Below are 21,662 nucleotides of genomic sequence, written 5' to 3'. Positions count from 1 at the left end.
CGGGTACGGGGGTGACGCTCGCGCGTCAGCTCGTACGGCCCTTGGCGTCGAAGGCCTTCATGCGGTCGAGCACGCCGTCCGCCGTCGGGTGCAGCATCTCGTCGACGATGCGGCCGTCGGCGAGGAAGATGACGCGGTCCGCGTAGGAGGCGGCGACGGCGTCGTGGGTGACCATGACGACGGTCTGGCCCAGCTCGCGGACCGAGTTGCGGAGGAAGCCGAGGACCTCGGCGCCCGAGCGGGAGTCCAGGTTTCCGGTCGGCTCGTCACCGAAGATGATCTCGGGGCGGGAGGCCAGGGCGCGGGCCACGGCCACGCGCTGCTGCTGGCCGCCGGAGAGTTCGGTGGGGCGGTGGCTGAGCCGGGCGGAGATCCCGAGCATGTCGATGACCTGCTGGACCCACTGCTTGTCGGCCTTGCGGCCGGCGATGTCCATGGGGAGGGTGATGTTCTCCAGGGCGGTCAGCGTCGGCAGCAGGTTGAAGGCCTGGAAGATGAAGCCGATCTTGTCCCGGCGCAGCTGGGTGAGCTGCTTGTCCTTGAGGGTGGAGAGCTCCGTCTCTCCGATCCGGACCGAGCCGGAGGAGAAGGAGTCGAGGCCGGCGACGCAGTGCATGAGCGTCGACTTGCCGGAGCCGGAGGGGCCCATGATCGCGGTGAACTCTCCCTGGCGGAAGTCCACGGTGACGTGATCGAGCGCGACCACCTGGGTCTCGCCGTGTCCGTAGACCTTCGAGAGATCCGTGGCGCGGGCGGCCACCGCGGTGGCGCGGGACACGGTGGGGGTGGTGGTCACGAGGGACTCCTGTCACTGCGGGGCTTCGGTGGGAACCCCTCCATCGTGTCGAGCGTCGGCGCTCGGATCGTCCGCCCACATGCCCGTTCCCGGGGCAGTCTCGAGTCGGACCGGGGCCCCCGGTCCTCCTCCTGAGGTATGACGGGGCCCCTGAGAGACGGGTTCACGCCGACGTGACACACGTGCGGCGACTTTTCGTCATTCCAGGGGGTGCGGCTTTGCGCCTGCGACCCCGGTCACAGTTCGGCGAAACGGCTCTCACCTGCACTGACACACCCTCAGGCGTCAATAAAATAAGACAACATCGGGAGCATGTTCCGCTGAACGAGGGAAGCGCCCCGATAGGCTCATGTGCCAACGCGGAGCTTCGCGACGCCCGGATGGTGGAATGCAGACACGGCGAGCTTAAACCTCGCTGGCCTTCGGGCCGTACCGGTTCGAGTCCGGTTCCGGGCACCACCCAAGCCCCAGGTGTCACGCCTGTGGCCCGGCGAAGCCCCTCACTCACCGTGCGGGACCCCGCGACCCACCGCGACGGACCGCGCGAAGACCGAAGAGGTACGGGAAAAAGATCCTCCCCGAGCACTAGAGAGTTTCTTTTGCCTACGCATTACTCTTGACGCGAGGCCGCGCTCATGCGGCACGCCATGGAGGAGTGAGATGAGGAGCAGCAACCCGGTCTTCTCGCGACGGGGGTTCAGCCGCGACAACGGCACCGCGGGCTTCAACGGCCAGCAGCCGCAGGCCGGGGGCCCCGCCGTCGGAACCAACCCGTACGCCACCGGCAACCCGTATGCCGAGGGCGCGACGAACCCGTACGCGACCAACCCGTACGCCCCGCAGGACACCCAGCTCGGAGCCCCGCAGCAGGCCCGCGGCAACGTGATGACGATCGACGACGTCGTGAGCCGTACGGCCATGACGCTCGGCACGGTCGTGCTCACCGCCGTCCTGTCCTGGCTGCTCCTGCCGGTCGACCCCGCCAACCTGGGCAAGTCCTACGGCATCGCCATCGGCGCCGCCCTGGTCGCCCTGGTGCTGTCGCTCGTGCAGTCCTTCAAGCGCAAGCCGTCGCCGGCGCTCATCCTGGGCTACGCGGCCTTCGAGGGCGTCTTCCTCGGAGTGATCTCGGCCGCCGTCTCGACGTACATCGCCGACGGCGTGGTCATCCAGGCGGTTCTGGGCACGATGGCGGTCTTCGCCGGCGTCCTGATCGCCTACAAGATGGGCTGGATCCGGGTCAACCGGCGCTTCTACGGCTTCGTGATGGCCGCCGCGATGGGCTTCATGCTCCTCATGGTGACCAACCTGCTGTTCGCCGTCTTCGCCGGCGGTGACGGCCTCGGCTTCCGCAGCGGTGGCCTCGGCATCCTCTTCGGTGTCATCGGCATCATCCTCGGTGCCTGCTTCCTCGCCCTCGACTTCAAGCAGGTCGAGGACGGCGTGACCTACGGCGCGCCGCGCGAGGAGGCCTGGCTGGCCGCCTTCGGTCTCACGATGACCCTGGTGTGGATCTACCTGGAGATGCTGCGTCTGCTGTCGATCCTGCAGGGCGACGACTGACGCGTCCCGACTCGGGGGGAAGGGCCCGTCCGGCTTCGTGCCGGGCGGGCCCTTCCGCGTTCCCGGTCGGGACGGGGCGGTACGCGGACCTCCCCGTCGGACGTGAGGGTGCTCGGACCTCAGAGCAGTCGCCGGGCCGCCCGTCGCAGGTCGTACTCGTGCAGGATCGCCTTCGCGTGGCCGTACGCCAGCTCGTGGGCCCCGCGGAGCCAGCTCACCCGGTCCTCGAATCGGAGGAGGGAGGGTCCCTCCTCGACGGTGCGCATCCACTCGTCGATCTCACGACCGGTGCGGCCGGGGATGCGGGCCAGCATGTTGCGATGGGTCTCTTCGGAGAATGTGTGGGACATCGGCGCCTCCGGACGCGTCGTACCGTGTGCTCCTCGTACTCCTGGCACTTCTTCACGTCACCGTGCCCAAGTGTTCGCCCGTTGGCAAGAGGCCCGGGGCGGCGCGTAGGGTCGCGGAGTGCGTGATACGAGTGAACTGACCGCGGCCGTCGAACGCTTCGCCGACCGGCTGCGGGCCGCCCCGCAGAGCCGCCTCCAGCGCGGTGCGGCGGCCGGGGGACTGGCCCTCGCCCGCGAGCTCGCGGTGCGCGCCCAGCGCGCCGAGGACCCGGAGCGGGAGCCGAGGACGATGCCGGACGCGGGGGTCTTCACCGTGGCCGACCAGCTGGTCGTCGCCGGGAACGATCTGGCCGAAATCCTGCGAACGGCCCCGGCCGACTCCCGCGAGGGGGAACTGGCAGAGGCCGTGGGTCTGGTCCGTGAGGCGGCGGAACGCTCGGGGCTGTAGGGGCTTGCAGGGCTGTGGGGCTTCTCGGGGGCCGCGGGGTTACAGGGACGCGATGACGCGGTCCGCCAGGATGTAGACGTTCTCGTCGTCCGCCTCGCCGTACGAGAAGGTGAGGGCGAAGGCGCCCGAGACGCCCGAGCCGCCGAGCAGCACCGGCGTACGGCCGGAGCGCAGGGCCTCCGCGAGGCGCTCCGCGGTCTCGCGGTGCCCGGGGGTCATGCAGAGTGTCGTGCCGTCCGCGAAGACGTACACGTCGAGCGTGCCGAGCGGGCCCGGACGCACGTCGGTCAGCGCGGTGGCGGTGTCGGCCAGCTCCTCGAGCCGGGCCACGGTCCGCTCGTGGTCGGTGACGACGGGGGTCTGCACCGGCACGAAGTCCGGGTGCGAGGGGTGCCGGCGGCGGGCCGCGGCCAGCTCGGCCGAGTCCTCCGGGTACTCCTCGAAGGCGTCGACCGAGTCGAGGGAGTCCAGCGCGTCGGGGCCGTCGAGCGCGGCCGCCTCCGCCTCCATGGCCTCCAGGGCCATCGCCTCCAGGCCCACGAAGTCGGCCTGGCGCGGGACGAAGAAGGTGCCGTCGTCGGCCGGGCCGCCGAGACCGCCCAGCAGGGACGGGGCGTCGGCCGCGTCCCGGGCCTCCTGCGCGGCCCAGAAGGCCCGCGCCTCGGCGAGCTCACGCTCGCGCTCCTCGGCCAGCGCCTCCGCGACCGCGGCGCGTATCTCGGCGGCGGGCGTGGCGGTACGGGCCGCGGGGACCGTGACGCCATGGCCGGCCGCCAGCTCGCTCCGCAGGGCGGTGACCTGCTTGCGGAGACCGTGGACTGCGTGCAGGGCGGCGGCGCCCACGGCCGTGGCAGCGGCCGTGGTCAGCAGCAGGGCAAGAGGCATGGCGCTCACTGACGTACTCCCGATTCCGAGTCGATCCCCCGACTTCCTACATCAGCTTGTCCTGGGGTGGGGCTCGCTGTCAGTGCATTACGTCACGAATTGGACAGGTATTTCTACCAGGCGTTTAGTCCCGAAACCCCTCTGACCTGGGAAAACGAACTCCCCCGGGATGTAGGTCACATCCTGGGGGAGATTCGGTCACGGCTCGGACGCGGTGCGGTTGGAGTCCTCGGCGGGAGGAGACGCGCCCCGGCGTACCCCGGCGCCCACGACCGGCGCCAGGAGGCGCCTCTGCGGGTACCGGGGCGGGTGCTAGGACAGGCGCTCGATCACCATGGCCATGCCCTGGCCGCCGCCGACGCACATGGTCTCCAGGCCGAACTGCTTGTCGTGGAACTGGAGGCTGTTGATCAGCGTGCCGGTGATCCGGGCGCCGGTCATGCCGAAGGGGTGGCCGACGGCGATGGCGCCACCGTTGATGTTCACCTTGTCCAGGTCCAGGCCCAGCTCCTGGTAGGACGGGATCACCTGGGCCGCGAAGGCCTCGTTGATCTCGGCCAGGTCGATGTCGCCGATGGTCAGGCCGGCGCGCTTGAGGGCCTGCTTCGACGCCTCGACCGGTCCGAGGCCCATGATCTCGGGGGAGAGGCCGGAGACGCCGGTGGAGACGATGCGGGCGAGCGGGGTCAGGCCGAGCTCGCGGGCCTTCGTGTCCGACATGATGACGAGCGCGGCGGCGCCGTCGTTCAGCGGGCAGCAGTTGGCGGCGGTGACCAGGCCGTCGGGGCGGAAGACCGGCTTGAGGCCCTGTACGCCCTCCAGGGTGACGCCGGCGCGCGGGCCGTCGTCCGTGGAGACGACGGTGCCGTCCGGGAGCGTCACCGGGGTGATCTCGCGCTCCCAGAAGCCGTTCTTGATGGCCTGCTCGGCGAGGTTCTGCGAGCGGACGCCGAACTCGTCCATCTCCTGGCGGCTGATGCCCTTGAGGCGGGCCAGGTTCTCCGCGGTCTGGCCCATGGCGATGTACGCGTCCGGGACGACGCCGTCCTCGCGCGGGTCGTGCCACACGGAGCCCTCGGAGGCCGCGACCTCGGCGGTACGGGCCTCGGCCTCGGCGAAGAAGGGGTTGTGCGTGTCGGGCAGGGAGTCCGAGTTGCCCTTCACGAAGCGGGACACCATCTCGACACCGGCCGAGATGAAGACGTCGCCCTCGCCGGCCTTGATCGCGTGCAGCGCCATGCGGGAGGTCTGCAGCGAGGAGGAGCAGTAGCGGGTGATCGTGCAGCCCGGCAGGTGGTCCATGCCCATCTGCACGGCCACGATGCGGCCCAGGTTGTTGCCCTGCTCGCCGCCGGGCAGACCGCAGCCCAGCATCAGGTCGTCGATGTCGCGCGGGTCGAGCTCCGGCACCTTGGCCAGGGCGGCCTTGACGATGTTCGCGGTGAGGTCGTCCGGCCGCAGGTCCTTGAGGGAGCCCTTGAAGGCCCGGCCGATGGGCGAGCGGGCGGTCGAGACGATCACGGCTTCGGGCATCACGGCTCCATGAGGGTGCGGAGTGAGCGGACTGAAAGGGAAGTTACCCGTACGTACCGCAGGGGTCACCGCCCTGGGCATGTGATGCGGACCTCTTTTCTAAGCGAGCGCTCAGTTGGTGGAGGCCGGCGTCTCCGCGGCCCCCTCCCCCCGGGCCTCCGGCGAGGCGTCCGCCGCGACCGGCAGGCGCCGCCTGCGGCGGTGCTTCAGGAGGGCCCAGGGGGCGCGGGCGCCCGTGACCTCCGTGCCCGCCTCCTTCGCCGCCTCGGCCGCCGCCTTCGCGACCGGCAGCATGTTCTCCCGTCGCGCCGGCTCCAGCCGGTCCGTCTCCGGCCAGACCCCCAGCACCGCGCACATCGTCGGCAGCACGGCCATCGCCGCCGTCGCGTACCCCTCGGCCGAGGGGTGGAAGTTGTCCACCCCGAACATCTCGCGCGGGTTCGCCGCGAACTCGGGTCCGAGCAGGTCGCCCAGCGACACCGTCCGCCCGCCCTGCTCGATCACCACGATCGTCTGCGCCGCCGCCAGCTGCCGGGAGGCCCGCCGGGCCAGCCAGCGCAGCGGCTGGTAGACCGGCTCGATCGTCCCGAGGTCCGGGCAGGTCCCGACGACCACCTCCGCGCCGGCCGTCCGCAGCCGCCGGACCGCCGACGCCAGGAGCCGTACCGACTCCGTCGGCGGCATCCGGTGCGTCACGTCGTTCGCGCCGATCATGATCACGCAGACGTCCGGCGGCCCGAGCGGCTGCGCCAGCAGCAGCGACACCTGGCGTTCCAGGTCGTCGGAGCGGGCACCGGAGAGTGCCACGTTCCGCAGCACCACCGGCCGCTCCGCCACCGCCGCGAGCCCCGAGGCGAGCAGCGCGCCCGGCGTCTGGCCCGAGCGGCGCACCCCCTGACCCGCCGCCGTGGAATCACCCAGAAGGGCCAGCCGCAGGGGGTCGTCCGTACCGAACGCGCGGCCGTAGAGGCCGTCCGCTCCCGGCGGCAGGGGGGCCGCGCCGCCACCCACCGTCCGCTTGGCGATCTGCATCTCGGCCAGCAGGACGCCCACCGCCGCCACACCCAGCAGTCCGATGCTCCCGCCGCCGTACGCCGCACCCGCCGCGATCCGTCGCGCCACCCTCGCCCTCGACATGGGGCCGTCACCTCCTTCAAGCCGTTCAGGGTCTAACTGCCCCGTAACCCGCTCCGACTACGCATACGCTGGCCACACCATTACGGAGACCCCGGAGATTACGGTGCAATTCCACGACTCGATGATCAGCCTCGTCGGCAACACCCCGCTGGTGAAGCTCAACAGCGTCACAGCGGGTATTCAGGCGACCGTTCTGGCCAAGGTCGAGTACTTCAACCCCGGAGGCTCGGTCAAGGACCGGATCGCCCTGCGGATGATCGAGGCGGCCGAGCAGAGCGGTGAGCTCAAGCCCGGCGGAACGATCGTCGAGCCCACGTCCGGCAACACCGGCGTCGGCCTGGCGATCGTGGCGCAGACGAAGGGCTACAAGTGCATCTTCGTCTGCCCCGACAAGGTGTCCCTCGACAAGATCAACGTCCTGCGGGCGTACGGGGCCGAGGTCGTCGTCTGCCCCACCGCGGTCGATCCGGAGCACCCGGACTCGTACTACAACGTCTCGGACCGCCTCGTCCGTGAGACGCCCGGTGCCTGGAAGCCCGACCAGTACTCCAACCCGAACAACCCGCGCTCCCACTACGAGACGACCGGCCCCGAGCTCTGGGAGCAGACGGACGGGAAGATCACCCACTTCGTCGCGGGCGTCGGCACCGGCGGCACCATCTCCGGCACCGGCAACTACCTCAAGGAGGCCAGTGGCGGCTCCGTGCAGGTCATCGGTGCCGACCCGGAGGGCTCGGTCTACTCGGGCGGCTCGGGCCGCCCGTACCTCGTCGAGGGCGTCGGCGAGGACTTCTGGCCGACCGCGTACGACCGGAACGTCACGGACCGGATCGTCGCCGTGTCCGACAAGGACTCGTTCCAGATGACCCGCCGCCTCGCCAAGGAGGAGGGCCTCCTCGTCGGCGGTTCCTGCGGCATGGCCGTCGTGGCCGCGCTCGAGGTCGCCAGGGAGCTGGGCCCGGACGACGTCGTCGTCGTCCTGCTGCCGGACTCCGGCCGCGGTTACATGTCGAAGATCTTCAGCGACGAGTGGATGGCCGACTACGGCTTCCTGGAGGACACCTCCACGGCCACCGTCGCCGACGTCCTGCGCCACAAGGAGGGCGGCACCATGCCCTCCCTCGTCCACATGCACCCGGACGAGACCGTCGGCCAGGCCATCGAGGTGCTCCGCGAGTACGGCGTCTCCCAGATGCCCATCGTGAAGCCCGGCGCCGGTCACCCCGACGTGATGGCCGCCGAGGTCGTCGGCTCGGTCGTCGAGAAGGAGCTGCTCGACGCCCTCTTCACCCAGCGGGCCTCCCTGGGGGACCCGCTGGAGCGCCACATGAGCGCGCCGCTGCCGCAGGTCGGCTCCGGCGAGCCGGTCGCCGACCTGATGTCCGTGCTCGGCGAGGCCGCCGACGCGGCGATCGTCCTGGTCGAGGGCAAGCCGACCGGCGTCGTCAGCCGCCAGGACCTGCTGGCCTTCCTGGCCAACGGCGGCACCAAGTAGTTCCCGGGGCCGGGCGGCGGGTGCCGCGGGCGCGTTCGCGCAATCGGTACGAGCGCGACACGTACGCGCAGCACCCGCTTAACACGCGTCCGGCACATTGGTGGTTGTCGGCGTCACGGACTTCCGGAGCGGCTCCCGGACTCCTGACGACGCCGCGGACGCGGAGGCCGGCCCTGACCCGGGCCCGTGTCCTCGCGGGGACCGCCGTCGTCCCGCCCCCCGTTTCCGGGGGTGCGGCGGTCCCCGCGCCGACTTCTTGCGCCCCTGGCGGGCGGTCCCGCGGAGCGTCCCGGCCGGGCGTTCTCCGCCGGGCTGCCCGCTCGCGCTTCTCACCGGAGCACCCACTGCATATCCTTATGCAGAGCCCATTGCGGGTGAATAGGTGAGAGAGGGGGCGGCGGCATGAGCGACAGCCCGGCCGGCCGGCTGCAGGCGCTCTTCGAGGGGCACCGGCTGACGCCGACACAGCGGCGGATCGCGCACTGCATGGTGCGGCGCGCCGGTGACGTGCCCTTCCTGTCCAGCGTCGAGCTCGCCGAGCTCGCCGGGGTCAGCCAGCCCTCCGTCACCCGCTTCGCCGTCGCCCTCGGCTTCGACGGGTACCCGGCGCTCCGCCGTCATCTGCGCGAGGTCGCGCCTCCCGAGCCCGGCGCGGCCGAGGGGGAGGGCGAGGCGCTCAACGAGTACCAGCAGGCCGTCCTCGCCGAGATCGAGAACCTCCGGCACCTCGCCGGACTCCTCGCCGACCCCGCGCCCGTCGAGCGGGCCGGCCGGCTGCTCGCCCGCTCCCGCCCGCTGCCCGTGCTCGGCCTGCGGGCCGCCTCCTCGCAGGCGCGTGGCTTCGCCTACTTCGCCGCCAAGGTGCACCCGGACGTCCGGCTCCTCGACGAGGCCGGCTCCATGCTCACGGACCGCCTCGACGCCGCCGTGCGCGCCGGGGCCACGGCCCTGCTGTGCTTCGCGCTGCCCCGGCACCCGCGTGAGGTCGTCGAGGCCCTGGAGTACGCGTGTGCGGCCGGGCTCACGGTCGTGACCGTCGCCGAGTCGGCGTTCGCGCCCGTCGCCGCCCACAGCGATCTGCTCATCCCGGCCGCCGTCGGCACCGGGCTCGCCTTCGACACCGCCTGTGGGCCGATGATGCTCGGCCGGGTCCTCCTGGAGGCCATGGCCGACGAACTCCCGGACGCGCAGGCGCGCCTGGAGGAGTTCGACACGAAGGCGGCGGCGCGGGGCCTGTTCGTCGAATAGGCCCCGGCGCCCGCGACGGCCGGGTCAGACGTCCAGATCGGCCTCGATCTTCTTCAGCTGGTGGCGGGCCATCGCCAGGTTCGCCCGGTCCTTGTCCAGCGCGAGGTACAGGAACAGGCCGCTCTTGCCCTGCCCCTTGAGCAGCCGGATCATGTGGTACTGCCGGCCGAGGGTGATGAGGATGTCCTCGATCTCCTCGCCGAGGCCGAGCATCTCCATCGTCCGGACCTTGGCCCGGACGACGTCGGTGTTGCCGGCCGCGGCCATGTTGAGGTCGAGCTCCTTGCCGCCGCCGATCGTGCCGAGCGCCATGCCGCTCGTGTAGTCGACGAGGGCCGCGCCGATGGCGCCTTCGATGGAGGCCGCTTCCTTGAGGGAGGTCTCGGTGTTCGCCATGGGTGTCGCACTTCCTTTTCGTGTACGGGTTCTTCTTCGTGGTGAGGTGCGTCAGTTCAGGTCTCTGCGCTCCAGCGCCCCGTCGACGAGTTCGCCGATCCGGACGCTGGACCTGCGGGCCTCCAGATGGAGCCGCCCGACGTTGATCCGGGGCTCGGCGAGCAGCGTCAGGACGGCCGAGCCGCCCGCCGCGTACGTCGCCACGTAGCCGTTCTCGCCGCGTACCAGCAGCTCCCGGAACCGGCCCTGGCCGGTGCTGTCGGTCAGTCGCTGGCCGACGCCGAGCGCCGCCGCGGTCAGGGCGGCCACGCTCTCCGCCTCGCCGTCCACGGTGTCGTGGGCGAGGACGAGACCGTCGGCGCTGGCCGCGAACGCCCCGGTCAGCTGGGGCAGCCGGGCCCGTAGCCGTCTGAGCTCGCCGAGGACCTCGGCTTCTGCCGTCATGAGCTGTTTCCTTTCGGCGCGCAGGCGCAGGGCACGCCTCATCACAGGTGTGCCTCCAGGGCGTCACGGAGCCGGCGCAGCAGGGCGATGTCGGGATCGGCCACCGGCAGGGCCGGTAACAGGGCAGGCAAGGGCGGTGGCGGCGGTGCGGGGGCGGGGTCGAGCGGCGTCTCGACGAGCCCGGCGGCCGCGAGCCGCCGGACGTCGAGGAGGGTGTGGAAGGCGGGGCGGCCGAGGGCCAGGGCCAGTTCCGCGGGGGTCAGCCGGCCGTCCGCGGCGGCGAGCAGGGCACGCTGGCGTGCCCCGATCGTCTGTCCCGGGGCGGCGCGGCGCGGCACCACGGGGGAGGTGTCCACGGCGGCGTACGGCCAGACGGCGTCGAGGAGTTCGCGGCGGCGTACCGTCTCGCGCTCCACGGCCTCCGCCGACACCGGCCGCACCGTGCCGAACCAGTGCCCGACCCCGTACCGGAAGCGGGTCGGTCCGCTGGTGGGGGAGAGGGCGAAGAAGGCCGCGTCGAAGACGGCGCCGAGGTGGCAGATCTCCAGCTCGCCGTCGTGGAGCCGGCCGCTGTCGACGAGGAAGCGGCCGACGGCGCGGTGGGCCCCGGCCCGGTCGACGGCCTCGTCCCAGCCCTCGCGGGGCAGCCGTCCGCCGGTGGTGAGGAGGACGTCGACACCGGGGGCGGCGGGGCTCTCGGCGTGCACGACGCGGCCGTCGACGAGATAGAGCGTGCCGTGGTCGCGGAGCAGGGCCCCGGTGGCCTTCTCGGCGGCGAGCCGGACCAGCATCGGTGAGACGGGGGTGGCGACGGCGCTCGCTCCGGGCCCGCTCATCCCAGGACCAGCCGTTCGGCGAGGTCGCGGAGGCGCATCCGGGCGAGGGCGAGGTTGCCGGTGTCGCGGTCGAGCCAGAGGTGGAGGAAGACGCTGCTGTCGAAGGAGGTCTCGACGAAGCGCAGGACGTGGTAGCCGGCGCGGGTGGTGACGATCAGGTCCTCGACGGGCGGTTCGTCGCCGGGGTCCTCCCCGGCCGCGAACGAGTCGAACTCGGCGGCGGCACGGGCGAGTTCGGCGGTCTCGGCGGCCGTCGTCTCATGGTCGCCGACCGGTGAGTCACCCGCCGTCCCCAGGGCGAGCCCGCTGGTCCAGTCGACCAGGGAGGCCCCGCGAGCGCCCGGCAGGGCCATGGCCTCCAGAAGGCACTCGTCGATTCCGGGCACGCGGATTCCTCTCCCGATGCGGCGTGCGAACGTGCGGCAGTGACGGTGACGTTACTGAACGCAGCGGGCTCCGGGGGGTGTTCTGGCATTTTCCATCGGAACATGCCAGCACCTGACGGTAATCCGGCCAGGATGTGTGTCAGGTCGACGCTCAGGTCTTCGATTCGACCGCGTTCGCGATCTCGGACAGATCCTTCGTGAGCGCCTTGGCGACCGCCTTCGCGCCGAAGCGCGCCATCAGGCGCCCGAGGAACCCCTGCCTCCGGCCGCGGGAGGGCCGGGCGGAGAACGTCATGCGCAGGGTGGTCGCCCCCGCCCCGTCGGACGTGAGGGTGATCTCGGAGACGTAGTGCATGCCGTGCGAGTCGGCGACCGTGACGTACCGGTCGGGCGGCACGCACTCCGTCACCAGCATCTCCTCGGTGGCCTCCTTGCCGAGCATCCGCCGGGTCTCGCGCCAGCGGGTGCCCACGGCGAAGCCGCCCTCGGTGAGCACCTCGACCCGTTCGACGCCCGAGAGGACGCGGGGCATGTCGGGCAGGTCGGTGATCGACTCCCAGACCCGCCCGGGGGAGGCGTCGACCCGCCGCTCGACGACGACGGTCGTGGTGTTCGAACCGGTTCCCGTTCCAGTCATGGCTTCATCGAAACCGCGACGCACGGCCCGCGCTACCCGACGAGGGCGTCCGCGTGCGCCCCGCCCGACTCGGCGACGATCTCCGCGAGCGTCTGGGGCTTCCGTACGGTCGTGAAGGCGACCTCCCCGTCGCCGCCCCCGCCGCTCCCGTCACCGTCGCCGCGCTCCGTCACCGTGAAGCCGTGGATCCCCGGCCGGGGCAGGCTGTTGTACGCGTAGTGGTGGGCGAAGTAGTACGCGCCGGTGTCCGGGACGGCCACCACGTCGCCCTGGTGCAGCAGCGGCAGCGCCCGGCCGGTGGCGAGCAGGTCCCCGGCGAAGCAGGCGGGGCCCGCCACGTCCTGGACGGTGACCTCCCCGGTGCGGGGGCGCCCCTCGGAGTCGTAGGCGAGGACGCGCAGCGGCCAGGCGTCGGGGGCGTAGACCGTCCGGGTGGCCACCTGCACGCCCGCGTGGGTGACGGCGATCGGGCGGCCGCCGGAGGTCTTGGTGTACTCCACCCGGGCGAGGACCGTGCCGTGCTTGGCGAGCAGCGAGCGGCCGAACTCGGTCACCAGGCCGTAGCGGCCGTCGAAGAGCCCGGGGACGGTGTCGGCGAGCAGCCGGGCGTACTCCGCGTACGTCGGCGTCTCCTCGTCGGAGTGGAAGTTGACGGGCAGGCCGCCGCCGATGTCGAGGGTGTCGATCTGCTGCCGTCCGGCCGTGCGGTTGATCTCCTCCGCGAGCGCGTACGCCTCCCCTACGCCTTCGGCCATCAGGGCGAGCGGCACGCCCTGGGAGCCGGTGTGGGTGTGCAGCCGGGTCAGCCAGGGCCGCTCCAGGAAGGCTTGGACGACGGCCTTGCGGGCGCCTTCGTCGCGGAGCGCCACGCCGAACTTGGAGGTGGCGGTCGCGGTCGAGAGCGCGTCGATGGAACCGGCTCCGACCTGCGGGTTCACCCGGAGCCCGAGGGGCGAGGAGGTGGGCGCGGAGGCGACGAGCGCGTCGAGCCGGGCCAGTTCCTGGAGGTTGTCGGCGTTGACGGCGATGCCGAGCGCGAGGGCCTGGCGCAGCTCGGCGGGGGTCTTGGCGGGGGAGTCGAGCACCGTGTGCGTGGGCGGGACCCCGGCGGCGCGCGCGAGTGCCAGCTCGCCGGGGCTCGCGACCTCGACGCCGAGCCCGGCCTCGCGCAGGAGGCGGAGCACGGGGACGAGCGGGCAGGCCTTGACGGCGAAGGCGTGCAGCACGGGCGCGTCGGTGACGGCGGCGAAAGCGCTGGTCAGAGCGGCGGCGGAGGTGCGGATGCCGGCGGTGTCGAGGAGGGCGACGACCGGTTCGGCGGGGGAGAGGAGTCCTTGGTCGACGGAGGCTCGGACGGCGAGATCGCGGCGGGAGGAGGCCATGGATCCATCCCATCACCGGGATGGCCGCCCCCGCAGCTGTTGACTACAACTATTCATAGCGCGAGGATGTGAATATCTGAACGACATCCGAGGAGGCACCCCCATGTCAGGACCCCGCCCCGTCCGAGCGGCTCGCGGTACGGAACTGAGCGCCCTGGGATGGCAGCAGGAAGCCGCCCTCCGGATGCTCCAGAACAACCTCGACCCCGAGGTCGCCGAGCACCCCGACAAGCTCGTCGTCTACGGCGGCACCGGCAAGGCCGCCCGCGACTGGCGCTCCTTCGACGCCATGGTCCGCACGCTCCGGACGCTGAAGCAGGACGAGACGATGCTCGTCCAGTCCGGCCGCCCCGTCGGCGTCATGCAGACCCACGAGTGGGCCCCGCGCGTCCTCCTCGCCAACTCCAACCTGGTCGGCGACTGGGCCAACTGGGAGGAGTTCCGCCGCCTGGAGCACCTCGGCCTCACCATGTACGGCCAGATGACCGCCGGGTCCTGGATCTACATCGGCACCCAGGGCATCCTCCAGGGCACGTACGAGACCTTCGCCGCCGTCGCGGCCAAGAAGTTCAACGGCACCCTGGCCGGCACCATCACCCTCACCGCCGGCCTCGGCGGCATGGGCGGCGCCCAGCCGCTCGCCGTGACGATGAACGACGGCGTCGCGATCTGCGTCGACGTCGACCCGCGCGCCATCGAGCGCCGCATCGAGCACCGCTACCTGGACGTGAAGGCCGACAGCCTCGCCCACGCGCTCCAGCTGGCCACGGAGGCCCGCGACGCCCGCCGTCCGCTCTCCATCGGCCTCCTCGGCAACGCCGCCGAGCTGCTCCCGCAGATGCTCGCCGAGGGCGCCCCGATCGACATCGTGACGGACCAGACCTCCGCCCACGACCCGCTGGCCTACCTCCCGGTCGGCGTGGCCTTCGAGGACATGGCCGACGCGGCCGCCAAGGACCCGGCGGGCTTCACCACCCGCGCCCGTGAGTCGATGGCCAGGCACGTCGAGGCCATGGTCGGCTTCATGGACGCGGGCGCCGAGGTCTTCGACTACGGCAACTCGATCCGCGGCGAGGCCCAGCTGGCCGGCTACGACCGGGCGTTCGCCTTCCCCGGCTTCGTCCCCGCCTACATCCGCCCGCTGTTCTGCGAGGGCAAGGGCCCGTTCCGCTGGGCGGCCCTCTCCGGCGAGGCCTCGGACATCCACAAGACGGACAAGGCGATCCTCGACCTCTTCCCGGAGAACGAGTCCCTGCACCGCTGGATCAAGATGGCCGGCGAGCGCGTCCACTTCCAGGGCCTGCCCGCCCGCATCTGCTGGCTCGGCCAGGGCGAGCGCGACAAGGCCGGCGACATGTTCAACGACATGGTCGGCGACGGCACCCTCGCCGCGCCCCTCGCGATCGGCCGCGACCACCTCGACTGCGGCTCGGTGGCCTCCCCGTACCGCGAGACCGAGGCCATGCTCGACGGCTCCGACGCCATCGCCGACTGGCCGCTCCTCAACGCCATGGTGAACGTCGCCTCCGGCGCCTCCTGGGTCTCCATCCACCACGGCGGCGGCGTCGGCATGGGCCGCTCCATCCACGCCGGCCAGGTCTCGGTCGCCGACGGCACGAAGCTCGCGGGCGAGAAGATCCGCCGCGTCCTGACGAACGACCCCGGCATGGGCGTCATCCGCCACGTCGACGCCGGCTACGACATCGCCGAGCGGGTCGCCGACGAGAAGGGCGTCCGCGTCCCGATGCGCGAGGGCTCCGACGACGAGGCCTCGGCGTGAGTGCCACCTTCCAGGCCATGTGGCGGTCGCTGCGGCCCATCGGCCGCAGCGCCGCCTCCGGCGGCTACCGGCGCTACGCCTGGACCGGGGCGGACGCCGACTGCCGCCTCTGGTTCCGCATGCAGGCCGAGGCCCGCCGCATGGACGTCGAGACCGACCGCAACGGCAACCAGTGGGCCTGGCTCGGCGACCCCACGGCGGGAGACGCCGTCGTCACCGGCTCCCACCTGGACTCCGTCCCGGACGGCGGCGCGTTCGACGGCCCGCTCGGTGTCGTCTCCGCCTTCGCCGCCCTCGACGAACTCCGCTCGCGCGGTGTGTCGTTCAGGCGTCCGCTCGCCATCACCAACTTCGGCGACGAGGAGGGCGCCCGCTTCGGCCTCGCCTGCGTCGGCTCCCGGCTCACCGCCGGCCGGCTGACGAAGGAGCAGGCGTACGAGCTGCGCGACGCCGACGGGATCACCCTCCCGCAGGCCATGGAGGCGGCCGGGTACGACCCCTCCGCCATCGGCCCGGACCCCGAACGGCTCGCCCGTGTCGGCGCCTTCGTCGAACTCCACGTCGAGCAGGGCCGTGCCCTCGACCTGTCCGGGGACTCCGTCGGCATCGCCTCCTCCATCTGGCCGCACGGCCGCTGGCGGTACGACTTCGCGGGCGAGGCCAACCACGCGGGCACCACCCGCCTGGTCGACCGCCGCGACCCGATGCTCACCTACGCGGAGACGGTCCTCGCCGCCCGCCGCGAGGCCGAGCTGGCCGGCGCCGTCGCCACCTTCGGCAAGATCGCGGTCGAGCCGAACGGCGTCAACGCCATCCCGTCCCTCGTCCGCGGCTGGCTCGACGCCCGCGCCGCCGACCAGGACTCGCTCGACACGGTCGTGACGGGCGTCGAGACGGCGGCCCACGACTACGCCCGACGCCACGGCATCGACCTCACGGTCGTCCGGGAGTCCTTCACCCCGGTCGTGGACTTCTCGCACGCCCTGCGCGACGAGCTGTCCCGGATCCTGGGCGAGTCCGGAAAGGTCCCGGTCCTCGGCACCGGCGCCGGACACGACGCGGGAATCCTCTCCGAATCGATTCCGACCGCCATGCTGTTCGTACGGAACCCCAGCGGCGTCTCGCACTCCCCGGCCGAGTTCGCGGCCGAGGACGACTGCGTGGCCGGGGTCCTCGCACTCGCCGACGTACTGGAGGAGCTGGCGTGCCGCTGACGACGTACTGGCTGGAACACGCCTGGCTCGACACCAACGTCGAGCCGGGCGTGGCCCTGGACGTGGACTCCGACGGCCGGATCGCGGCCGTCCGCACCGGGGTGGACGCCCCGCCTCCCGGCGCCGTCACCCTCCGCGGCCTCACGGTCCCCGGTCTCGCCAACGCCCACTCGCACGCCTTCCACCGCGCCCTCCGCGGCACGGTCCAGGTCGGCTCCGGCACGTTCTGGACCTGGCGCGAGGTCATGTACAACGTGGCCCAGCGCCTGGACCCCGACAGCTACTTCGCCCTCGCCCGCGCCGTGTACGCGGAGATGGCGCTGGCGGGCATCACGGCCGTCGGCGAGTTCCACTACCTCCACCACGCGCCCGGCGGCACCCCGTACGCCGACCCCAACGCCATGGGCGAGGCCCTGATCGCCGCGGCCGGCGAGGCGGGCATCCGTATCACCCTCCTCGACACGGCGTACCTCTCCGCCGGCTTCGGCGCCGCACCCGACCGGCACCAGCTCCGCTTCTCCGACGGCACGGCCGACGCCTGGGCCGAGCGGGTGAGCGCCCTCAAGGAACGGGACGGCGTACGCGTCGGGGCGGCGATCCACTCCGTCCGCGCGGTCCCCGCGGACCAGCTGTCGACGGTGGCCCGCTGGGCCCAGGACCGGCAGGCCCCCCTCCACGTCCACCTCTCCGAGCAGACCGCCGAGAACGACGCCTGCCTGGCCGCCCACGGCCGCACGCCCACTCAGCTCCTGGCCGACCACGGCGTGCTCGGAGCCCGCACGACGGGCGTCCACAACACCCACATGACGGACGCCGACATCGCCCTCATCGGCTCGACGGCCACCGGCACGTGCATGTGCCCCACCACGGAACGGGACCTCGCCGACGGCATCGGCCCGGCCGTCGCCCTCCAGCGGGCCGGCTCCCCGCTCTCCCTGGGCAGCGACAGCCACGCGGTGATCGACCTCCTGGAGGAGGCGCGCGCCATGGAACTGAACGAACGCCTCCGCACCCGCACCCGGGGTCACTGGACGGCGGCGGCGCTCCTGCGCGCGGCCACGGCGGACGGCCACGCGGCCCTCGGCCGGCCCGACGCGGGCACCCTGGAGTCCGGCGCCCTCGCCGACTTCACGACGATCGCGCTGGACTCGGTCAGGACAGCGGGACCGGTACCGCGTCTGGGAGCCGAGACGGCGGTATTCGCAGCGTCGGCAGCGGACGTCCGGCACACGGTCGTGGGCGGACGGCACGTCGTACGGGACGGGGTCCACGACTCCGTGCCGGACGTCGCCCGGGCCCTCGCCGATTCGATCGCCGCCCTGCGCGGCTGAAGGAGACCCCTCTCACGATGAACAGCGGCCCCGCGGCGACGAACAACCCGGTGGCGAGCCCCGCCCCCACGAGCGCGAACAGCGCCGTGGCGACGGCCGCCACGGCCATCGTCAACATCGCCAGTCTCGTCACCAACGACCCCTCTCTCGGTGATGGAACCCCTCTCGGCCTGATCCAGGACGCGGCCGTCGTCATCGACGGCGACCGCATCGTCTGGGTCGGTGAATCCAGCAAAGCACCGGCCACTGACAACAGGGTCGACGCCGGTGGACGGGCGGTGATCCCCGGCTTCGTCGACTCCCACTCCCACCTCGTCTTCGCCGGCGACCGCACCGCCGAGTTCAACGCCCGCATGTCCGGCCAGCCCTACAAGGCCGGCGGCATCCGCACCACCGTCGCGGCGACCCGCGCGGCGACCGACGACGAGCTCTCGGCGAACGTCGCCCGCTACCTCCGCGAGGCCCTCCGCCAGGGCACGACGACCTTCGAGACCAAGTCCGGCTACGGCCTCACGGTCGAGGACGAGGCCCGCGCGCTGCGCATCGCGGCCGAGCACACCGACGAGGTCACCTACCTCGGCGCGCACATCGTCTCCCCGGACCACGCCGACGACCCGGCCGCGTACGTGGCCCTGGTGACGGGCGAGATGCTGGACGCGTGCGCCCCGTACGCCCGCTGGGTGGACGTCTTCTGCGAGAAGGGCGCCTTCGACGGCGACCAGGCGCGGGCAATCCTGACCGCCGGCAAGGCGAAGGGCCTGCACCCCCGGGTGCACGCCAACCAGCTCACGTACGGCCCCGGCGTCCAGCTCGCGGTGGAGCTGGACGCGGCGAGCGCGGACCACTGCACGCACCTGACGGACGCCGACGTGGACGCGCTGGCGAACGGCTCGACGGTCGCGACGCTCCTCCCGGGCGCGGAGTTCTCCACCCGCGCGCAGTGGCCGGACGCCCGCCGCCTCCTGGACGCGGGCGTGACGGTCGCCCTGTCCACGGACTGCAACCCGGGTTCGTCCTTCACGTCCTCGGTGCCGTTCTGCGTCGCCCTCGCGGTACGGGACATGGGCATGACGCCGGACGAGGCGGTCTGGTCGGCGACGGCGGGCGGCGCGGCGGCCCTGCGCCGCACGGACGTCGGGCGGCTGGCGCCCGGCACGCGCGCCGACCTCGTGTTCCTCGACGCCCCGTCCCATGTGCACCTGGCCTACCGCCCGGGCGTCCCGCTGGTCACGGAGGTCTGGCGGGCGGGCGTACGGGTGGTCTGAGCACGCGTACGCGGCGGTTGAGTAGCCGTACTCAGGTGCGGCCCGGACGGCCGGGTACAGACTCCGGGCATGACTTCAGAGCGCTCAACCATCGTGAAGACCATGCGAGTCGGCGGTGCACTCGCGGCGGCGCTGTGCGCCCTGGCCCTCACGGCCTGCGGTACGGAGAGGGCGGGGAGCGAGGTGGCGGCGGGGGCCGTCATGACCGCGACGCCGACCGTCTCGCCCACGCCCACCGAGGCGAGGCCCGACCCCATGGACGACCCCGCCCTCACCGTCGAGGAGGGGAGGGCGGCGGTCGCGTTCATGAGACTCCTGACCGACGTCGCCGCGCCCTGCGAGCGGAGCTCCGAGGGCCTCCCCGCCGAGTCCCCGGGCGTGCAGCCGCCGCCCCGCCCCGGTGACTCGGCGGCCCCCGCTCCCGTCAAGGACCTCCCCCCGCTCGGCGATACCTCCTGGAACTTCGAACGCGTGCGTCAGGAGGTCGAGTTGGGTGACACCGAGGAGTGTGCGGCGCTTGGTCACGGCAGCCGTATAGCGAAGGCCCTGGACGGGTCAGGCGACCCGACCGCGGCCCACGTCGAGAAGGCCCTCGCCGAGATCGGCTACGACCTCCCCTACCGTCTCCACGGCCCCGAGGAGGTCGGGGGAAGGGTGGAGTTCACCCTCGACCTCCGGGGCGGCGAGCTGTGCCTCGACGGCACCTACGACGGCACGCGCACGACCTTCGACCCGTACGGCGCCCACCCGGCGGTGTACTGCACGGACGTGAAGCGCCGCGGCTGAGCCCGGCCGGGGCGGGCTCAGCCTTCAGGACCGGTGACCCAGGACGTTGATCACCCGGCCGTCCGGGTCCCGGGCGAAGAAGCGGCGCACGCCCCAGGGCTCGTCGGTCAGCGGGTGGACGATCTCGGCGCCCGACGCCCGTACCGTCGCGTACGCCGCGTCCACGTCGTCGACCTCCACGCTCAGGTCCGGGGTGACCGGGGCGGTCAGGTCGTGGGTCATCAGGCTGATCTGGGCGGTGGGGGCCGACGGGGAGGCGAGGGTGGTGATCCAGCCGTGGTCCATCACCGCCTCGAACCCGAGCAGCGCGTAGAAGTCGCGGTTCTCCCCGGGGGAGGCGGTCCTGAGGTTGGGGACCGCGCGGCGGATCGTCATCGAAGACCCCCGAGCGGCAGGCGCGGCTCGCAGGACTCGTCCAACTTGTCCGCCCCGCGAGCCTCTTGATCACCACGGATACCCGTCATGTCTGCTCCTTCACGGGTTGATCACGGAAAGGCCCAGTATCCCTGCCGCGGGTGACCACGGACCGGTACCGTCCTGTCCTGGTAGTGCTCAGGGGGTAGACCGGGGGGTCGGCAGGTGAGTGCTGTGAACGTGCGCGTCGTGCGGCCGGGGGAGCTGGGCGAGCGGGAGATCGAGGCCTGGCGGGAACTGCGCGCCAAGGCCGGCGGGCCCGCGAATCCGTTCATGGAGCCGGAGTTCACCCGTGCCGTCGCCGAGGTCCGGCCGCGTTCGCGGGTCGCGGTCTGGTGGGAGGACGGCGAGCCGGTCGGCTTCTTCCCGTACGAGAAGGGCCTCCTCGGCGGCGGCCGCGCCATCGGCTTCGGGGTCTCCGACAGCCAGGGAGCGGTCCTGCGCTCCGGACTGCGGCCGAGCGCACGGGCGTTGCTGCGCTCCTGCGGTCTCGCCGTCTGGCAGTTCGACAACCTGGAGGACGGGCAGCCGGTCTTCGAGGGTGCCGCCACCGAGTCCTTCGCCTCGCCAGTGATCGACGTCGGTGAGGGGTACGCGGCCTACGAGGCCCTGCTCCGCGTCCAGTCGCCCAAGTTCCTCAGGACCACCCTCGCCAAGGAGCGCAAGCTCGGCCGCCAGGGGGACGGCGAGGTGCGCTTCGTCTTCGACGAGCGAGATCCGGCGGCCCTGCGCACCCTGATGGCGTGGAAGTCCGCCCAGTACCGCAGGACCGGCCGCGGCGACCGCTTCGCCCAGGAGTGGATCAGCGCGCTCGTCCGCCGCCTCCACACGCTCCGTACGCCCGGCTGTTCCGGTGTCCTGTCCGTGCTGTACGTGGGGGAACGCCCGGTCGCCGCCCACTTCGGGCTGCGCTCCCGGACGGTGCTGTCCTGCTGGTTCCCGGCGTACGACCCCGAGTTCGCGAAGTACTCGCCGGGCCTCGTCCTCCATCTGCGGATGGCCGAGGCTGCGGCCGCCGCCGGGATCGGGATGCTGGATCTGGGGCGCGGCGCCGCCGAGTACAAGGACGCCCTGAAGACGGGGGAGCTGACGGTGCACGAGGGTGCCGTCGTCCGGCCGGGTGTGCCGGGCGCGGTGCACTGGCTGCGCCGGGAGCCCCCGCTGCGCGTGCACCGCTTCGTCCGTACCCGGCCGGCCCTCGCGGCCCGCGGGCGCGCCGCCCTCAACGCCCTCGCTCGTCTGCGGGGCCACCGTTAGCACCGCCACGGCGCCGCCGACCGCGACCGCGCGCACGCGGCCCCCGGCCCCCGCACACGCGACACCCGCCCCGTCCGTA

At 72.4% G+C, this 21,662-nt stretch carries 22 protein-coding genes and 1 tRNA gene; 11 read left to right on the top strand and 12 right to left on the bottom strand.

All coding sequences use genetic code 11. From position 1 onward, the window contains the following. Window positions 1-25: 25 nt before the first annotated feature. Window positions 26-796, bottom strand: coding sequence for an ABC transporter ATP-binding protein (locus OG392_RS14965; RefSeq protein WP_329279509.1), 771 nt, complete (start codon window positions 794-796; stop codon window positions 26-28). 374 nt (window positions 797-1,170) lie between these two features. On the opposite strand from OG392_RS14965, the gene OG392_RS14960 reads away from it, so the two are divergent. Together OG392_RS14960 and OG392_RS14955 are read left to right on the top strand one after the other, a co-directional pair. After that, a tRNA-Leu gene (locus OG392_RS14960) sits at window positions 1,171-1,255 on the top strand. A gap of 201 nt (window positions 1,256-1,456) precedes the next feature. After that, window positions 1,457-2,359: a Bax inhibitor-1/YccA family protein gene (locus tag OG392_RS14955; protein WP_055599391.1), complete on the top strand. Its 903-nt coding sequence runs from the start codon at window positions 1,457-1,459 to the stop codon at window positions 2,357-2,359. 119 nt (window positions 2,360-2,478) lie between these two features. Here the strand turns inward: OG392_RS14955 and OG392_RS14950 are convergent, their stop codons facing one another. Further along, window positions 2,479-2,709 (bottom strand): DUF4287 domain-containing protein, encoded by a 231-nt coding sequence (locus OG392_RS14950; protein WP_329279505.1) that lies wholly within the window; start codon window positions 2,707-2,709, stop codon window positions 2,479-2,481. A gap of 118 nt (window positions 2,710-2,827) precedes the next feature. Between OG392_RS14950 and OG392_RS14945 the strand changes: the two genes are divergently transcribed. Beyond that, window positions 2,828-3,157 carry a hypothetical protein gene (locus tag OG392_RS14945; RefSeq protein WP_329279503.1) on the top strand — a complete coding sequence of 110 codons (330 nt, stop codon included), beginning with the start codon at window positions 2,828-2,830 and terminating at the stop codon, window positions 3,155-3,157. Between the two features lie 39 nt (window positions 3,158-3,196). On the opposite strand, the gene OG392_RS14940 is transcribed toward OG392_RS14945, so the two are convergent. The 3 genes from OG392_RS14940 to OG392_RS14930 form a co-directional block, all read right to left on the bottom strand. Beyond that, on the bottom strand, window positions 3,197-4,042 hold the full coding sequence (locus OG392_RS14940) for a hypothetical protein (protein ID WP_329279501.1): 846 nt from the start codon (window positions 4,040-4,042) through the stop codon (window positions 3,197-3,199). A 312-nt stretch (window positions 4,043-4,354) separates the two neighbouring features. Further along, window positions 4,355-5,575, bottom strand: a complete 1,221-nt coding sequence (locus OG392_RS14935) for an acetyl-CoA C-acetyltransferase (protein WP_329279499.1) — start codon at window positions 5,573-5,575, stop codon at window positions 4,355-4,357. 111 nt (window positions 5,576-5,686) lie between these two features. Then, window positions 5,687-6,697, bottom strand: a complete 1,011-nt coding sequence (locus OG392_RS14930) for an SGNH/GDSL hydrolase family protein (protein WP_329287277.1) — start codon at window positions 6,695-6,697, stop codon at window positions 5,687-5,689. A 118-nt stretch (window positions 6,698-6,815) separates the two neighbouring features. On the opposite strand from OG392_RS14930, the gene OG392_RS14925 reads away from it, so the two are divergent. Together OG392_RS14925 and OG392_RS14920 are read left to right on the top strand one after the other, a co-directional pair. Continuing rightward, window positions 6,816-8,207 (top strand): cystathionine beta-synthase, encoded by a 1,392-nt coding sequence (locus OG392_RS14925; RefSeq protein ID WP_329279497.1) that lies wholly within the window; start codon window positions 6,816-6,818, stop codon window positions 8,205-8,207. 402 nt (window positions 8,208-8,609) lie between these two features. Beyond that, window positions 8,610-9,455 (top strand): MurR/RpiR family transcriptional regulator, encoded by an 846-nt coding sequence (locus tag OG392_RS14920; protein WP_329279495.1) that lies wholly within the window; start codon window positions 8,610-8,612, stop codon window positions 9,453-9,455. Between the two features lie 24 nt (window positions 9,456-9,479). Here the strand turns inward: OG392_RS14920 and OG392_RS14915 are convergent, their stop codons facing one another. The 6 genes from OG392_RS14915 to OG392_RS14890 form a co-directional block, all read right to left on the bottom strand. Then, the gene (locus OG392_RS14915) at window positions 9,480-9,851 is read right to left on the bottom strand and encodes a hypothetical protein (protein ID WP_231074268.1); all 372 of its coding nucleotides are present in this window, start codon (window positions 9,849-9,851) and stop codon (window positions 9,480-9,482) included. 51 nt (window positions 9,852-9,902) lie between these two features. Further along, entirely contained in the window at window positions 9,903-10,295 is a 393-nt protein-coding gene (locus OG392_RS14910) for a roadblock/LC7 domain-containing protein (RefSeq protein ID WP_443054781.1), read from the bottom strand. 41 nt (window positions 10,296-10,336) lie between these two features. Beyond that, window positions 10,337-11,131 carry a transcriptional regulator gene (locus OG392_RS14905; protein WP_329279488.1) on the bottom strand — a complete coding sequence of 265 codons (795 nt, stop codon included), beginning with the start codon at window positions 11,129-11,131 and terminating at the stop codon, window positions 10,337-10,339. Then, the gene (locus OG392_RS14900; protein ID WP_329279486.1) at window positions 11,128-11,517 is read right to left on the bottom strand and encodes a hypothetical protein; all 390 of its coding nucleotides are present in this window, start codon (window positions 11,515-11,517) and stop codon (window positions 11,128-11,130) included. Before OG392_RS14900 ends, OG392_RS14905 begins: the two co-directional genes overlap by 4 nt. A 151-nt stretch (window positions 11,518-11,668) precedes the next feature. Next, window positions 11,669-12,154 (bottom strand): SRPBCC family protein, encoded by a 486-nt coding sequence (locus OG392_RS14895; protein ID WP_329279484.1) that lies wholly within the window; start codon window positions 12,152-12,154, stop codon window positions 11,669-11,671. A 32-nt stretch (window positions 12,155-12,186) separates the two neighbouring features. Continuing rightward, window positions 12,187-13,536: a diaminopimelate decarboxylase gene (locus tag OG392_RS14890; RefSeq protein WP_329279482.1), complete on the bottom strand. Its 1,350-nt coding sequence runs from the start codon at window positions 13,534-13,536 to the stop codon at window positions 12,187-12,189. A gap of 103 nt (window positions 13,537-13,639) precedes the next feature. On the opposite strand from OG392_RS14890, the gene hutU reads away from it, so the two are divergent. The 5 genes from hutU to OG392_RS14865 all read left to right on the top strand — a co-directional run bounded on the left by hutU (window position 13,640) and on the right by OG392_RS14865 (window position 19,912). Beyond that, on the top strand, window positions 13,640-15,316 hold the full coding sequence (gene hutU, locus OG392_RS14885) for a urocanate hydratase (RefSeq protein ID WP_329279480.1): 1,677 nt from the start codon (window positions 13,640-13,642) through the stop codon (window positions 15,314-15,316). Between the two features lie 17 nt (window positions 15,317-15,333). Continuing rightward, window positions 15,334-16,530, top strand: coding sequence for an allantoate amidohydrolase (locus OG392_RS14880; protein ID WP_329287275.1), 1,197 nt, complete (start codon window positions 15,334-15,336; stop codon window positions 16,528-16,530). After that, window positions 16,521-17,861 carry a formimidoylglutamate deiminase gene (locus OG392_RS14875; RefSeq protein WP_329279478.1) on the top strand — a complete coding sequence of 447 codons (1,341 nt, stop codon included), beginning with the start codon at window positions 16,521-16,523 and terminating at the stop codon, window positions 17,859-17,861. The genes OG392_RS14880 and OG392_RS14875 overlap by 10 nt, the downstream gene beginning before the upstream one ends. A 17-nt stretch (window positions 17,862-17,878) precedes the next feature. Then, a complete protein-coding gene (gene hutI, locus OG392_RS14870) occupies window positions 17,879-19,126 on the top strand; it encodes an imidazolonepropionase (protein WP_329279476.1) in 1,248 nt (415 codons plus the stop codon). Window positions 19,127-19,228: 102 nt separating this feature from the next. Then, on the top strand, window positions 19,229-19,912 hold the full coding sequence (locus OG392_RS14865; RefSeq protein WP_329279474.1) for a hypothetical protein: 684 nt from the start codon (window positions 19,229-19,231) through the stop codon (window positions 19,910-19,912). Window positions 19,913-19,936: 24 nt separating this feature from the next. Here the strand turns inward: OG392_RS14865 and OG392_RS14860 are convergent, their stop codons facing one another. Then, window positions 19,937-20,287 carry a VOC family protein gene (locus OG392_RS14860; protein WP_329279473.1) on the bottom strand — a complete coding sequence of 117 codons (351 nt, stop codon included), beginning with the start codon at window positions 20,285-20,287 and terminating at the stop codon, window positions 19,937-19,939. A gap of 213 nt (window positions 20,288-20,500) precedes the next feature. On the opposite strand from OG392_RS14860, the gene OG392_RS14855 reads away from it, so the two are divergent. Next, entirely contained in the window at window positions 20,501-21,583 is a 1,083-nt protein-coding gene (locus OG392_RS14855; RefSeq protein ID WP_329287274.1) for a GNAT family N-acetyltransferase, read from the top strand. Window positions 21,584-21,662 lie beyond the last annotated feature (79 nt).

The organism is Streptomyces sp. NBC_00691 (assembly GCF_036226665.1).
Taxonomy (GTDB): Bacteria; Actinomycetota; Actinomycetes; order Streptomycetales; family Streptomycetaceae; genus Streptomyces.
The sequence above is the reverse complement of the archived record's forward strand: the minus strand, read 5'-3'. Positions and strand labels throughout refer to the sequence as shown.